13 protein-coding genes, 1 tRNA gene and 1 pseudogene are annotated in these 13,004 nt (G+C 68.3%); 9 read left to right on the top strand and 6 right to left on the bottom strand.

Translation table 11 applies throughout. The features are described 5' to 3' along the window. Positions 1–71 precede the first annotated feature (71 nt). Positions 72–590, top strand: coding sequence for a YceI family protein (locus tag ABZ562_RS04510; RefSeq protein WP_361473898.1), 519 nt, complete (start codon positions 72–74; stop codon positions 588–590). 831 nt (positions 591–1,421) lie between these two features. On the opposite strand, the gene ABZ562_RS04505 is transcribed toward ABZ562_RS04510, so the two are convergent. Continuing rightward, a complete protein-coding gene (locus ABZ562_RS04505; RefSeq protein WP_361473896.1) occupies positions 1,422–1,961 on the bottom strand; it encodes an N-acetyltransferase family protein in 540 nt (179 codons plus the stop codon). A 143-nt stretch (positions 1,962–2,104) separates the two neighbouring features. On the opposite strand from ABZ562_RS04505, the pseudogene ABZ562_RS04500 reads away from it, so the two are divergent. From ABZ562_RS04500 to ABZ562_RS04485, 4 genes and pseudogenes are all read left to right on the top strand, one after another. Beyond that, positions 2,105–3,185: pseudogene (locus ABZ562_RS04500) on the top strand (replication initiator); the annotation flags it as partial. Positions 3,186–3,238: 53 nt separating this feature from the next. After that, positions 3,239–3,448: a DNA-binding protein gene (locus tag ABZ562_RS04495; protein ID WP_361473893.1), complete on the top strand. Its 210-nt coding sequence runs from the start codon at positions 3,239–3,241 to the stop codon at positions 3,446–3,448. Then, entirely contained in the window at positions 3,445–3,720 is a 276-nt protein-coding gene (locus ABZ562_RS04490) for a hypothetical protein (RefSeq protein ID WP_361473890.1), read from the top strand. The genes ABZ562_RS04495 and ABZ562_RS04490 overlap by 4 nt, the downstream gene beginning before the upstream one ends. Before the next feature lie 297 nt (positions 3,721–4,017). Then, on the top strand, positions 4,018–4,416 hold the full coding sequence (locus tag ABZ562_RS04485; RefSeq protein WP_361473887.1) for a tyrosine-type recombinase/integrase: 399 nt from the start codon (positions 4,018–4,020) through the stop codon (positions 4,414–4,416). A gap of 75 nt (positions 4,417–4,491) precedes the next feature. On the opposite strand, the gene ABZ562_RS04480 is transcribed toward ABZ562_RS04485, so the two are convergent. Both ABZ562_RS04480 and ABZ562_RS04475 read right to left on the bottom strand, forming a co-directional pair. After that, a tRNA-Pro gene (locus ABZ562_RS04480) sits at positions 4,492–4,565 on the bottom strand. Between the two features lie 84 nt (positions 4,566–4,649). Next, positions 4,650–5,579, bottom strand: coding sequence for a metallophosphoesterase (locus ABZ562_RS04475; RefSeq protein ID WP_361473885.1), 930 nt, complete (start codon positions 5,577–5,579; stop codon positions 4,650–4,652). 77 nt (positions 5,580–5,656) lie between these two features. On the opposite strand from ABZ562_RS04475, the gene ABZ562_RS04470 reads away from it, so the two are divergent. After that, entirely contained in the window at positions 5,657–6,127 is a 471-nt protein-coding gene (locus tag ABZ562_RS04470) for a GatB/YqeY domain-containing protein (RefSeq protein ID WP_361473882.1), read from the top strand. A gap of 95 nt (positions 6,128–6,222) precedes the next feature. Here ABZ562_RS04470 and ABZ562_RS04465 read toward each other — a convergent pair whose 3' ends face one another. Next, a complete protein-coding gene (locus ABZ562_RS04465) occupies positions 6,223–8,463 on the bottom strand; it encodes a transglycosylase domain-containing protein (RefSeq protein WP_361473879.1) in 2,241 nt (746 codons plus the stop codon). 397 nt (positions 8,464–8,860) lie between these two features. On the opposite strand from ABZ562_RS04465, the gene ABZ562_RS04460 reads away from it, so the two are divergent. Further along, complete coding sequence (locus ABZ562_RS04460; protein WP_030829787.1) at positions 8,861–9,196, top strand: WhiB family transcriptional regulator; 336 nt, start codon at positions 8,861–8,863, stop codon at positions 9,194–9,196. Between the two features lie 592 nt (positions 9,197–9,788). On the opposite strand, the gene ABZ562_RS04455 is transcribed toward ABZ562_RS04460, so the two are convergent. Next, the gene (locus ABZ562_RS04455) at positions 9,789–11,132 is read right to left on the bottom strand and encodes an ArsA family ATPase (protein WP_361473876.1); all 1,344 of its coding nucleotides are present in this window, start codon (positions 11,130–11,132) and stop codon (positions 9,789–9,791) included. Positions 11,133–11,292: 160 nt separating this feature from the next. Next, positions 11,293–12,270, bottom strand: coding sequence for an ArsA-related P-loop ATPase (locus ABZ562_RS04450; protein ID WP_361473873.1), 978 nt, complete (start codon positions 12,268–12,270; stop codon positions 11,293–11,295). 72 nt (positions 12,271–12,342) lie between these two features. Here ABZ562_RS04450 and ABZ562_RS04445 point away from each other — a divergent pair, with 72 nt between their 5' ends. Next, complete coding sequence (locus ABZ562_RS04445; protein WP_003967454.1) at positions 12,343–12,501, top strand: DUF4177 domain-containing protein; 159 nt, start codon at positions 12,343–12,345, stop codon at positions 12,499–12,501. Then, positions 12,498–12,962 (top strand): RidA family protein, encoded by a 465-nt coding sequence (locus ABZ562_RS04440; RefSeq protein WP_361473870.1) that lies wholly within the window; start codon positions 12,498–12,500, stop codon positions 12,960–12,962. The genes ABZ562_RS04445 and ABZ562_RS04440 overlap by 4 nt, the downstream gene beginning before the upstream one ends. Positions 12,963–13,004 lie beyond the last annotated feature (42 nt).

Here is a 13,004-nt window from a genome sequence, read left to right as displayed (position 1 = left end):
GGCATACCCGCTGCAGCTGCGAGAGCCTGATCCATCACGGTTGATCTTCAGCACACGGAGGCTACGAGCTCATGGCAATTTCAGGGAACCAGCCCTTACCAGCATCAGGTACGTACGACATCGATCCGGTGGCATCAACGGTTCGCTTCGACACACGCGCCATGTTCGGGCTGATTCCAGTTCACGGCACCTTCACTGTCGATCACGGCCGGATCATTGTGGCTGACCCAGCGGAAGAGTTGTTGGTGCACGTCGTGATGCGGTCAGGAAGCTTCGAGTCGGGCAATCAGCAGCGTGATGACCACGTCAGGTCCTCCGACTACCTGGATGTGGCTCAACATCCCGAGATCAGCTTCCGGAGCCAGCGCCTGGAACGATCTGCTGCAGATGCCACCTTGCAGGGTGAGCTGACTGTGTGCGGGGTGACTCGGCCGGTCGCCGTCACGCTCGACTCTGTTGCCTACGCTGGCAAGCGGATCACGGCCAGCGGCACTACTACTATCGACAGGTACGCCTTCGGCATTACCAAGGCCAAGGGCATGACAGGGCGACATCTCAAGATCGCTTTGGAAGTTGTCGCGGACCGCTGAACCAATCGTGTTGCTCGAAGCATTGGCGGTGATCAGCGTGATTCTCGATGATCTTTACGCCGAAGGGGAGACGGTCGGCTATGGCCGATCGCTCCCACTCGTCCACGTCCACCCAACGAGCTGAACCCTCAGCATTGTTTCCGGGCCGATCGGGCGTAGTTGCTGCACTTCGCTGCTGTACGACACCAAAAAGCCCCCGCCAGGTTTCCCCGGCGGGGGCTTTGAGCCGCTGAGGTCTGCCCGGCTGGTCAGTCGGCTGCCTGGACTGGCTGAGGGTCGATCGTGGTCGCGTTGGTTGCTGTACTCCGCTGCTGTACAGCACTTGCTGACCACATCCGGATCATGCCCCTTGTGCGGCGCGCGGCATGGGCCATGAGCTTGCTAGCTCCTGATCGCCGCGATCAAAGCGGCGAGAGAACCAACCAACGGCGAGATCGACACGAACCGTGCCCGCACAGAGGAATAACGCGCTGGATTTGGCGTGGCATGGCAGCGCGGACACTCCCCTTGATGACCGTCGGGTGCTTCTAACTGCTCCAGGTACATCGGTTTTTCGCCTTCGAGTAGTCACCAGCCGGATGAGTGGGACGTCTCATCGGTGATGCAGGGCCGTGCGGGACTCGCCTTCACTGCTGGCCAAAAATAACAGTGATCGCCTTTGGGCTACACGAGCCCAGATAAATCTAAGACCCCACTTGACCTGCCCTTTTAATTGACTCGTCTCAGTGAACTTTGACCGTTCTCACTGAAGTTTGACCGGCTGCTGCTCTACGTTCGCGACGGTCGGCCTTCTCCGGCGCGGCCCCCGAGCGATCCCGGTCATGAAGGAGGTCAGCGCGAGGAAATGCGCTGCATCCACAGCGAGCTGATGTACTGCCCGTTCTTGACGGCATACTCCCGAAACACTCCGACCTCCGTGAAGTCGAACTTTCGATGCAACGCAACGGATGCGTCATTGGGCATCGCTATGCCTGCGAGAACGACGTGAACCGGCTCGTCGGCAAGGCGCTCGAACAGGGCCCGATAGAGCAAGGTGCCGATGCCCTGACCCCGGCAACCGACGCGCAGTGCGACACTCGCCTCAACCGTCGCCCGGAAGGCTTCGTGGTCTCGGTATCGCTGGCTGCAGGCATAGCCCAGCACCTGGTCGCCACGTCGGGCAACGAGCACACGAAAGGGACCGGTCGCGGAAAACTGCCCAAACCAATCGCGACGCTCGGCCACGCTGGTCGGCCTGGTGGCGAAGCTGGCGATTGAGTTCATCGCCGTGTAGTTCACGATGTCAACGATCTGGGGAAGGTCGTCGTCGATGGCCGGCCTGATCTCGACAGGGCTCGCGGCAGACGCGCGCGTGTCGCTCCGCTGATTCATATCGGCACGGTAGTCAACTCGGCGCCTCAGGATGTCAGCTTCAGGACAGGCGCCGAGCAGTTGACACATCAGCCCCCGCCGTGACGGCCGCTGGGTGGCTAGGCACAGCCCTCACCCAGGCGGTCAGACTTCAGTCGCTGCGGTCGTTCGGGCCGGTCCACAACCGCATCACCACCGACGCGGGCGAGACCCTGGCCTGCCGCTGCGGCGAACGCCACGGGCCCGATGACCCCGTGTTGGGCACGCCGCTGTCCCCGGCCACCTACGACTACGCCGGAGCCGTGCTGTGGAACGCCCACACCGGAGCCCTGTGGGCCCGCTTCACCACATACCTGCGCCGCGAACTGGCCGCCCACCTAGGCGTCACTCAGAAGGCGCTGAATACGGCCGTGCGCGTCTCCTTCGCCAAGGTCGCCGAGTACCAGCGGCGCGGCCTGGTCCACTTCCACGCCGTGGTTCGTCTCGACGGTCCGGAAGGGAGCAAAGAGCCTCCGCCCCGGTGGGCCACCGCTGACGCACTGACCCAGGCGGTCAAGAAGGCACGTGAACGGGCCGTGCTCACCGTGGCCTCCGACGCCATCGGCGAACGCGAAATCGCGTGGGGCGATCAGATCGACATCCGGCACATCACGGCCTTGAGCGACGGCGAGCTGACCGACCAGAAGGTGGCGGCCTACGTCGCCAAGTACGCCACCAAGAGCGCCGAGGACTCGGGCACGGTAGAGCGCTCTCTGCGCTGCGCCCGCTGCTCCGGATGCGGCTACCAGCGCGGCCCGGACGGCTTCCGGGACCTGTGCGACCAGTGCGACGGCACCGGACAGTCCGAACCCATCGCGGACCTCCGCGTCGACAGCCACGTCCGCCAGATGATCCGCACCGCATGGCACCTCGGCCACCTGCCGGAATTCGCCGAACTCAAGCTCTGGAAGTGGGCCCACATGCTCGGCTTCCGAGGCCACTTCAGCAGCAAATCCCGCCGCTACTCCACCACCCTCGGAGCGCTCCGCGACATCCGCCGCACCTGGCACACCGAACAAGCCCGCGCCGCCGCCGACGACGACCGGCCCGAGCTGGACGACGAGACCACCCTCGTCGTCTCCCACTGGCCTCGCCTCCGGATACAGCCCTGGCGAAGAACTCCTCGCCGCCCAGGTACGCCACGACCTCACCCAAGCCCGAGCCGAAACCGAACGCCGCAAGACCGAAGGAGACCCCTGGCTGTGACCGTCCCCAAGGTCATGACTGCCCTTCCCACGAACGAAAGGGAAACGCACCGGATGACCACGACCGCGATATCGCGCAAGTGGCACACCACGGCCGAGGTCGCCGTCATGCCCGGCTTCGGCCTCTCCGAGACCAAGATGCTCGTCCTGACCGGTGAGATCCGCTCGATCAAGATCGGCCGTAACCGCCGCATCCTCCCGGCCTGGGTGGACGAGTACGTCAACCGTTGCGTCCAGGACGAGACCGAGAGGTGGTCCGCATGAGCGGCAAGCGCGGAAACGGTGAGGGGGCCATCTACCCCTACAAGAACGGCTTCGCCGCGTACGCCTGGGTGACCACCCCGGACGGCAGGAAGAAGCGGAAGTACGTCTATGGCAAGACGCGGACCGACGTCCACGACAAGTGGATCAAGCTCCATGCGGAGGCCAAGAAGGGGCCGGTCGCCACCAGGGTGCCGACCCTTGAGCAGTACCTCGCCTACTGGCTGCGGGAGGTGGTGGAGCCGAACTCGTGTCGAAGAACGTCGCTCAGCTGATCAAGGTGCAGCGGGCCCGGAGGAAGCGGCCCGACCCGTGGTCGGTCGAAGAGGCTTGCTCGTTCCTGGAGAACGCCCGTGCCATGCGGGACTACCTCTACGGGGCGTACGTCCTGGTGTTGGTGCTCGGCCTGCGCAAGGGGGAGGTGCTGGGCCTTACTTGGGCGGACGTGAACGTCGATGCGGGCGAGCTGCGCATTCAGCATCAGCTCCAGCGCGTCCGGCGGCGGCTTCTGCATTCGGATACGGCCAAGACGGAAGCGTCTGAGGCGGTTCTTACGCTGCCGGATATCTGGCGTGGCCGCTCTCCGCCTCAGACAGAAGGACCAGGCATCCGCGAGGGCCGCCGCCGGGGATCTGTGGACCGAGTCAGATTTCGTCTTCACCACCCGCTACGGCACACCCGTCGAGCCGAGGAACTTCAACCGCGAGTTCAACCGGCGCTGCGACCGGGCCGGCGTGCGGACGATCCGGGTGCATGACACACGTCACACCTGCGCTTCGCTGCTGGCGGCCATGGACGTGCACCCGCGTATCGCCATGCAGATCCTCCGGCACTCGGAGATCGCGGTGACGATGGAGGTCTACACCCACGTGCCGTCCGACGGCACCCGCCGGGCGCTGCGCAAGCTGGGCAAGGCGCTCGACGGCAACCGCACGGGGAAAGCGAAGAAGAAAGGTCAGGGAGCGTCGTAGCGGTTGCTGTACTTCGCTGCTGTACGCACGCCAGAGGGCCCGGTGCAACTTACACACCGGGCCCTCTGGCCTCTGTCGGGGTGGCGGGATTTGAACCCACGACCTCTTCGTCCCGAACGAAGCGCGCTGCCAAGCTGCGCTACACCCCGAAGCAACGAGCTCTACTTTAGCGGACCGGTGGCCAGACACGAAATCCGGTTCCCGGGGTCTCGCAGGTCGGGGCGGGGAGGGGGTCAGGGGGCCTGGGGGGTGAGGGTGAGGAGGGTGGCCTCCGGGGGGCAGGCGAAGCGGATGGGGGTGTAGCGGTTGGTGCCGCAGCCCGCGGAGACGTGGAGGTAGGAGGTGTGGCCCCCGGCCTCGTGGGTGGAGAGGCCCTTGACCCGGCGGGTGTCCAGGTCGCAGTTGGTGACCAGGGCGCCGTAGAAGGGGATGCACAGCTGGCCGCCGTGGGTGTGGCCCGCGAGGATCAGGGGGTACTGCTCGGCGGTGAAGGCGTCGAGGACGCGGAGGTACGGGGCGTGGACCACCGCGAGGGAGAGGTCCGCGCCGGTCTCGGGGCCGCCGGCGACCTCGGCGTAGCGGTCGCGCTTGATGTGCGGGTCGTCGAGGCCGGTGAGGGCGATCTCCACGTCGTCCAGCTTGAGCCGGCCGCGGGTGTTCGACAGGCCGACCCAGCCCGCCCCGTCGAAGGCGTCGCGCAGCTCCGTCCACGGGTTGTGGACGACGCCGACGGCCGGGGGGTTGCCGTTGAGGCCGTGGCGGCCGTTGGCCTTTTCCATCAGGTAGCGGGCGGGGTTGCGCAGCTTCGGTCCGTAGTAGTCGTTGGAGCCGAAGACGTACGCGCCGGGGAACTCCATCAGCGGGCCGAGCGCGTCCAGGACCTCGGGGACGCCCTCGGGGTCGGAGAGGTTGTCGCCGGTGTTCACGACGAAGTCGGGGCGCAGACCGGCGAGCGACTGGAGCCAGCGCTGCTTCTTGCGCTGCCCGCTCACCATGTGGATGTCGGAGACCTGCAGGACGCGCAGCGGCCGCATGCCGCGCGGCAGCACGGGTACGGTGATGCGGCGGAGCCTGAAGGACCGCACTTCGAAGCCGACGGCGTAGGCGAGACCGGCTGCGCCGACCGCCGTGATTCCCAGGGGTACTCCGTATCGCGCGCGCATGGTCTCCATGGTCGCAGAACGCCGCGGGGGGAGAAATCTTCGGGTGATTCCCGGCCAGTGCTGGCAGACTCGACGCCATGACCACCACGCTCAAGTCCAGGCTGCAGGACGATCTCACCGCAGCGATCAAGGCGCGCGATGAGCTGCGCTCCTCCACGCTCCGGCTCACCATCACCGCGATCTCGAAGGAAGAGGTCTCGGGGGAGAGCGCCCGGGAGCTGTCCGACGCCGAGGTGGAGACGATCATCGCGCGCGAGGCGAAGAAGCGCCGCGAGGCGGCCGAGGCGTTCGACAAGGGCGGCCGGGCGGCGCAGGCCGAGCGGGAGCGGGCCGAGGGCGAGGTGCTGGCCGGGTATCTGCCGCAGCCGCTGACGGACGACGAGCTGGAGGCGCTGGTCGGCGAGGCGGTGCGGGAGGCCGCCGCGGGCGGCGCCGAGGGGCCGCGGGCGATGGGCGTGGTGATGAAGATCGTGAACCCGAAGATCGCGGGCCGGGCCGAGGGCGGCCGGGTCGCCGCCGCGGTGAAGCGGCAGCTCGCGGGCGGGTGAGGGCCCGCATCGGGGGCAGGGACCCACAGGTGTGAGAAAGGGGCCCGGACGGTGTCGTCCGGGCCCCTTCCGCGATCAATGGGCAGTGGGTGCCGCTACCGCGGCCACTCGAAGCCGCCGTTCCCATTGCCGCCGTTCCCGTTGCCGCCGATCACGCCCGGCGGGAGGGAGATGTCCGGCCAGGGGTCGTCGTTCCGGCCGCCGCCGTTCCCGGGCTTGTCGCGGCCCGGCTTCTTGGGGGTGGGCCTCTTGGGGGCGGGCTTGTGCGCGCTGGGGTCCTTGATCGGCACGGTGACGAAGTTCGGCGCGGGCTTGCCGTCCAGCGCGCCGCTCATCGCGTCCTTCCAGATGGGGCCGGGGGTGTCCGCGCCGTAGACCTTGTCGTGGGGGACACCGCCGATGGTGATGTTCTCCATCTTGAGGTCGCTGGCGCCGGGGCCGCCGCCGACCCACACCGCGCCCGCGAGGTTCGGGGTGTAGCCGACGAACCAGGCGGCCCGGCGCTCGTCCGTCGTGCCCGTCTTACCGGCGCTCGCCCGGCTCCGCAGACCCGCCTTCTTGCCGGTGCCGTCCTCGACCACACCGCGCAGCAGGGTGTTGATCGTGTCCGCGGTCTTCTCGGACATCGCGCGCGAGCACTTCGACTGCGGCACCTTCAGCTTCTTGCCGCTGGGGCCGGTGATCGAGTCGATGAAGACCGGGGAGCAGTAGACGCCGCGGTTGGCGAAGGTCGCGTACGCGTTGGCCATGGTCAGCGGCGAGAAGCCCTCGGTGCCGAGGGTGAGGGAGGGCACCTGCTGGTGCTCCTTGCCGTCGGCCCGCTGCACGCCCATCTTGTCGGCCAGCTCGGTCACCGGGCAGACGCCGATGTCGCTGATCATCTGGACGAAGTAGGTGTTGACCGACTTCGCGGTCGCCTCCTTCATCCCGTACGGGCCGCGCTCGGACTCGTTCTCGTTCTCGACGGTCGCGCGCTCGCTGTTGCTCCAGGTGCCCTTGCAGGTGCTGACCGGGCTCGGGTACTCCATCTTGTACGGCGAGGAGTAGCTCTTGTACGGCTTCATGCCCCGCTCCAGGGCAGCCGCGGCGGTGATCGGCTTGAACGTGGACCCCACCTGGAAGCCGTAGTTCGAGCCGCCCATGGAGTGGTCCGCGGAGAGGTTGATCTGGGTCTGGTCCTTGCCGAAGCCGTACGGCTTGGACTGGCCCATGCCCAGGACCTTGCCGGTGCCCGGCTCGACGAGCGAGACGGCGGTGGCGGCCTTGTCGGACTGGTACACATGCGACTTGATCGACTTCTGGACCGCCTCCTGCGCCTGCGGGTCCAGCGTCGTACGGATCGTCAGGCCGCCCTGGTTCCAGCGCTTGGCGCGGGCCTCCGCGGTCTTGCCGAAGACCGGGTCGTTCAGGAAGATCTGGCGCACGTAGTCGCAGTAGAAGCCCGCGCCCTTGACGGCCGTGATGCAGCCGCTGCGCGGCATGCTGACATCGAGGCCGAGCGGCTTCTTCTTGGCGGCGGCGGCCTGGGCGGGGGTGATGTCCTTCACCTCGGCCATGCGCTGCAGCACGGTGTCGCGGCGGGCCTTCGCGGTCTCCGGGCTGGTGACCGGGTCGTAGCGGCTCGGCGACTGGACGAGACCGGCCAGCAGCGCGGCCTGCTCCAGCTTCAGGTCCTTGGCGGGCTTGCTGAAGTAGCGCTGGGAGGCGGCCTCGATGCCGTAGGCCTGCTGCCCGAAGTACGTGATGTTGAGGTAGTTCTCGAGGATCCGGCGCTTGCCCAGTTCCTTCTCCACCTGGATCGCGTACTTCAGTTCCTTGATCTTGCGGCCTATGGACTGCTGGGTGGCCTCGGCGAACTTCTCCTTGCTGTCGCCCGCCTCCTCGACGAAGACGTTCTTCACGTACTGCTGGGTGAGGGTGGAGGCGCCCTGCGAGACGCCGCCGCTCTGCGCGTTCCGGTTGGCGGCGCGCAGCACGCCCTTGAGGTCGATCGCCCCGTGCTGGTAGAAGCGCGCGTCCTCGATCGCGACGATCGCCTTGCGCATGTACGGGGAGACGTCACCCAGCTTCACGATGGTGCGGTCGCGCGAGTAGACCTTCGCGATCTCGCCGCCCTTCGCGTCCAGGATCGTGGTCCGCTGGCTGAGCGGAGGCGTCTTGAGATTGGCCGGAATGTCGTCGAATTCCTGGACCGTTTCCTTGGCGGTGAGGCCGAACGCCCCGACGGCGGGAAGCGCGAGCCCGGCCATCACGGCGCCGGCCAGCGCGCTGACGCCGAGGAACTTGGCGGCCTGTTGAGCGGTGGACAGCCCTCCGCCCGAGCGCGTGTAACCCATAAGGGGCAGCCTACGTGGCGAATCGCCGGACAGGTGACCGCGTGTTCGCATACGCTGTTTCACGCCAGTCACGTATGTGCTGCCGCGCCACATCGCACGACATCCCCCCTCCTCACTCGAGTGAGGGATGAGACGTGCCCGGATTGTGGCCCCGTGTCCCGAGCTGACCGATGTTCGTCGACTGAACTGCCCTGGTTTGCACCAGTAATCGCAAATGTCGTCAGCTCACTCCGTTGGGTGATCTGCCGCGTACCCATAGTCCGTTCGGGCCATCCAAGATTGGGCCTGCAGGGGGTGTTGCGCCTTGCTCGCCTTCCGTAACGTCCTCAACTGGCGACGGTGAATATGCCGTTTGTCGCCGTGGGGGAGCTCCGATTCGGGAGAGGACGGCGCCAGCATGGGCTGGGTAACCGACTGGAGTGCGCAGGCCGCCTGCCGCACTACTGATCCAGATGAACTGTTCGTCCAGGGCGCGGCACAGAACAGGGCCAAAGCGGTCTGCACCGGATGCCCGGTGCGCACCGAATGCCTTGCGGATGCCTTGGACAACCGTGTCGAGTTCGGTGTGTGGGGAGGGATGACCGAGCGCGAGCGGCGGGCACTGCTGCGCCGCCGCCCGACGGTGACCTCCTGGCGAAGGCTGCTGGAGACCGCACGCACCGAGTACGAGCGCAGCGCGGGCATTCTGCCCTTCGACGACGAAGAGTACGAGCGCTTCGCTGCCGTCGGATAGCGGCCGGCCGCCAGGCCGGTACGTGACGACGACGTCGCATCGCATCACAACTTCATCTCACCCACCCCTCGTCACGGGCTTGTTCTCTCATCCACGACGGGACGAGGAAGGGTGTACGACACGAGTACGGCCGCGACAGTGGTCGCGGCCGGTCGTGGCCGGGCGAGGTGGTTCACGGGTGGGGGCCCGCGGACCTTGGGGCAGCCCGCCACGCTTTATGGACGACGGCGTGCCTTCTTGGGCGGCGACGTGCCTTTACGGACGGCGACGTGCAGGGACGGATGGGCAGAGCGCGACGGTGCGGACGATTGGGGATCCGCGGCGGGCGCTGTGACCGTCCACGGCCGCGCGCGCCGTACCGGACGTACTCGTGCAGCCGGACGTACCCGCGCATGGGTACGCCATGGCTTGGGGCACGTGCGCCATGCCGCACCCGTGCCATGGGGGCGCGGCACCACGCGTACGCGCGCCATGGGTACGTGGGTAGGCGTGAGCCTGCCCTGACGGCTTTCGTGCCGACCGTCATTCACCGCGCGCCGCTGGTCGCAGGTCGCGGGTCATGGGCCCCGCCACGCCGCGCCGCGGCCGGGCGTCAGCCTGCCGTGCGCTCGGACTGGTCCGTCGGGGCCGCCGCGAGGCGATCGCCGATCGCTCGCAGCCCTGCCAGGTCGTGTACGTCTCCGGGGAGCGCGGCCACTTGGGCCACCGGAACTTCGGGGTGCAACGCCGTGAAGCGGTCGTGTGTGCGCTGCTCGCGTCCGAGCACCTGCATACGCTCCGCATGCAGCCGGAGCAGTCCCGCGGCAAGCCGCTCCGGCGACGTGGGGGAGACGTCGGGATCGGCTACCGAGGAATTGTCCGCCGCTGAGGCGTTCCGGGCTTGAGCATTCCCTGAGTGGGGATCGACAAATCCGTCGGCACCAAGATTTTCCGCGCCCTCACCGTGGTTGGCCGGAACGCTACCCTCCCCCGGCGGATCCGCAGCGTCGGCGCTCTTCAGGGACAGCATCTCCGCCGCAGCCAGGGCCCGTTCCGCCGACAGTTGTCCGGCGCCGCTGCCGTGCACCCGGTTCAGTACGAGACCGGCCAACGGCATCTGATCCGCCGCCAGCCGCTCGACGAAGTAGGCGGCCTCGCGCAGGGCGTCCCGCTCCGGGGCGGCCACCACCAGGAAGGCCGTACCGGGCGCCTGCAGCAGCCGGTAGGTGGCCTCGGCGCGGGTGCGGAACCCGCCGAACATGGTGTCCATCGCAGCCGCGAACGTTTGCACATCGCGCATCAGCTGCCCGCCGAGGACCTTGCTGACCGTGCCCGTCATCATCGAGACACCCACGTTCAGGAACTTCATCCCGGCCCGGCCGCCGACCTTCGCCGGAGCCATGAGCACCCGGATGAACTTCCCGTCCAGGAACGAACCGAGCCGCTTCGGGGCGTCCAGGAAGTCCAGCGCCGACCGGCTCGGCGGCGTGTCGACGATGATCAGGTCCCATTCGTCGCGCGCTCGCAGCTGGCCGAGCTTCTCCATGGCCATGTACTCCTGCGTCCCCGCGAAGCCGGCCGAAAGCGATTGGTAGAAGGGGTTCGCCAGGATCGCGCGGGCGCGCTCGGGGTCGGCGTGGGCCTCGACGAACTCGTCGAAGGTCCGCTTCATGTCCAGCATCATCGCGTGCAGTTCGCCGCCCGCCTCGTCCCCGATGCCCGCCACCCGCCGCGGCACGTTGTCGAGCGCGTCGATGCCCATGGACTGCGCGAGCCTGCGGGCCGGGTCGATCGTGAGGACGACGACCTTACGGCCGCGCTCGGCGGCCCGTACGCCGAGGGCGGCGGCCGTGGTGGTCTTGCCCACGCCGCCGGAGCCGCAGCACACCACGATGCGGGTCTGCGGATCGTCCAGCAGCGCGTCGGTCTCCAGCCGGGGTGCCACGTCCATGCTCATGCCGCCTCCTGCGTACGGCGTGTGCCGCTCGTGCCGCGTGTGCTGATCGTGCTGCCCGCATGGGCCTCGGCGCCCGTGCGGCCCGTACGGCTCGTACCGCCGGTACCGCTCGTACGGGCCGTACGGCACGGGTTCCGTGCCGCGCCCGTCCCGCGGCCGCTCACGACGGCCACTGCTTGCGCAGATCCGCCGCCAGCCGGTACAGCCCGGCCAGGTCGACGCCGTCCGTCAGCAGCTCCAGCTCGTGCAGCGGCAGGTCGAGACCGGACAGCTCGGACCGCTGCGCCCGCTCCAGGGCGACGCGCTCCGCGTGCTCGCGCGCCTGCTCCAGCAGCGGGTCGACCAGCCGCTCGGCGAGGCCGCCGCGGCGCGCGCCGCCGAGCCCGGCCTGCGAGAGCGCCTTGGCGACGGCCGCGCGACGGCCGTTGGCGGCGGCGTCGACGGCCTCGTGGTCGAGGATCGCCGGCCGCACCATGTTGACGATGACCGCGCCCGTCGGAAGGCCGTCCGAGCGCAGCTCCGCGATGCCGTCCGCGGTCTCCTGGACCGGCATCTCCTCCAGCAGCGTCACCAGGTGGACCGCCGTCTGGGGCGACTTCAGGACGCGCATCACGGCCTGGGCCTGGTTGTGTATCGGGCCGGTCCGGGCCAGCCCCGCCACCTCGTGGTTGACGTTCAGGAAGCGGGTGATCCGGCCGGTCGGCGGCGCGTCCATGATCACGGAGTCGTAGACGAAGCGGCCGTCCTTGCCCTTGCGGCGCACCGCCTCGCACGCCTTGCCGGTCAGCAGGACGTCCCGCAGCCCCGGCGCGATCGTGGTCGCGAAGTCGATAGCGCCGAGCTTCTTCAGGGCGCGCCCCGCCGAACCCAGCTTGTAGAACATGTGGAGGTAGTCCAGGAGTGCGAACTCCGGATCGATCGCGAGGGCGTGCACCTCCCCGCCGCCCGGCGCGGTCGCGATCTTGCGTTCCTCATAGGGCAACGGTTCCGTTTCGAAGAGCTGCGCGATGCCCTGGCGGCCTTCGACCTCGACCAGCAGTGTGCGCCTGCCTTCGGCCGCGAGGGCCAGCGCGAGTGCGGCGGCGACCGTGGTCTTGCCGGTTCCGCCCTTGCCACTGACGACATGGAGCCTGCTCACACTGGGGAGCCTAACCAGTCCCCCCACGGGCTACGCACCAGGCCCCGGGAGTGAGGCATTACAGTCGGCTGCATGACGAAGTGGGAATACGCGACCGTGCCGCTGCTCGTACACGCCACGAAGCAGATTCTGGACACCTGGGGCGAGGACGGCTGGGAGCTGGTCCAGGTCGTTCCCGGGCCGAACAACCCCGAGCAGCTGGTGGCCTACCTGAAGCGGGAAAAGGCATGACTGCGGTCGAGGAGAAGCTCGCCGGGCTCGGCCTGACGCTGCCTGAGGTCGCGGCGCCGCTCGCCAGTTACGTCCCGGCCGTCCGCACCGGGCGTTACGTCTACACCGCGGGCCAGCTGCCGCTGGTGGACGGGAAGCTGGGCGTGACCGGCAAGGTCGGTGCGGAGGTGACGCCGGACGAGGCCAAGGAGCTGGCGCGTACCTGCGCGCTGAACGCGCTGGCCGCCGTGAAGTCGGTGGTCGGCGACCTCGACAAGGTCGTGCGGGTGGTGAAGGTCGTCGGCTTCGTCGCCTCGGCCGCGGACTTCACCGGGCAGCCGGGCGTCGTCAACGGCGCGAGCGAGCTGCTGGGCGAGGCGCTGGGCGACGCGGGCGTGCACGCGCGCAGCGCGGTCGGCGTGGCGGTGCTGCCGCTGGACGCCCCGGTCGAGGTGGAGATCCAGGTCGAGGTCGCGGACTAGCCCGTCCGCGTGACCCGGGCCCCGGCCGGGGCCCCTCGAACA

Origin of the sequence: Streptomyces sp. NPDC019937 (genome assembly GCF_040631655.1) — a bacterium.
Classification (GTDB): Bacteria; Actinomycetota; Actinomycetes; order Streptomycetales; family Streptomycetaceae; genus Streptomyces.
The sequence above is the reverse complement of the archived record's forward strand: the minus strand, read 5'-3'. Positions and strand labels throughout refer to the sequence as shown.

Bases quoted from the DNA above. Each gene is read 5' to 3' on its own strand.
- ABZ562_RS04510 (WP_361473898.1), top strand. From the start codon at position 72: ATGGCAATTTCAGGGAACCAGCCCTTACCAGCATCAGGTACGTACGAC.
- ABZ562_RS04505 (WP_361473896.1), bottom strand. From the start codon at position 1,961: ATGAATCAGCGGAGCGACACGCGCGCGTCTGCCGCGAGCCCTGTCGAG.
- ABZ562_RS04495 (WP_361473893.1), top strand. From the start codon at position 3,239: ATGACCACGACCGCGATATCGCGCAAGTGGCACACCACGGCCGAGGTC.
- ABZ562_RS04490 (WP_361473890.1), top strand. From the start codon at position 3,445: ATGAGCGGCAAGCGCGGAAACGGTGAGGGGGCCATCTACCCCTACAAG.
- ABZ562_RS04475 (WP_361473885.1), bottom strand. From the start codon at position 5,579: ATGCGCGCGCGATACGGAGTACCCCTGGGAATCACGGCGGTCGGCGCA.
- ABZ562_RS04470 (WP_361473882.1), top strand. From the start codon at position 5,657: ATGACCACCACGCTCAAGTCCAGGCTGCAGGACGATCTCACCGCAGCG.
- ABZ562_RS04465 (WP_361473879.1), bottom strand. From the start codon at position 8,463: ATGGGTTACACGCGCTCGGGCGGAGGGCTGTCCACCGCTCAACAGGCC.
- ABZ562_RS04460 (WP_030829787.1), top strand. From the start codon at position 8,861: ATGGGCTGGGTAACCGACTGGAGTGCGCAGGCCGCCTGCCGCACTACT.
- ABZ562_RS04455 (WP_361473876.1), bottom strand. From the start codon at position 11,132: ATGAGCATGGACGTGGCACCCCGGCTGGAGACCGACGCGCTGCTGGAC.
- ABZ562_RS04445 (WP_003967454.1), top strand. From the start codon at position 12,343: ATGACGAAGTGGGAATACGCGACCGTGCCGCTGCTCGTACACGCCACG.
- ABZ562_RS04440 (WP_361473870.1), top strand. From the start codon at position 12,498: ATGACTGCGGTCGAGGAGAAGCTCGCCGGGCTCGGCCTGACGCTGCCT.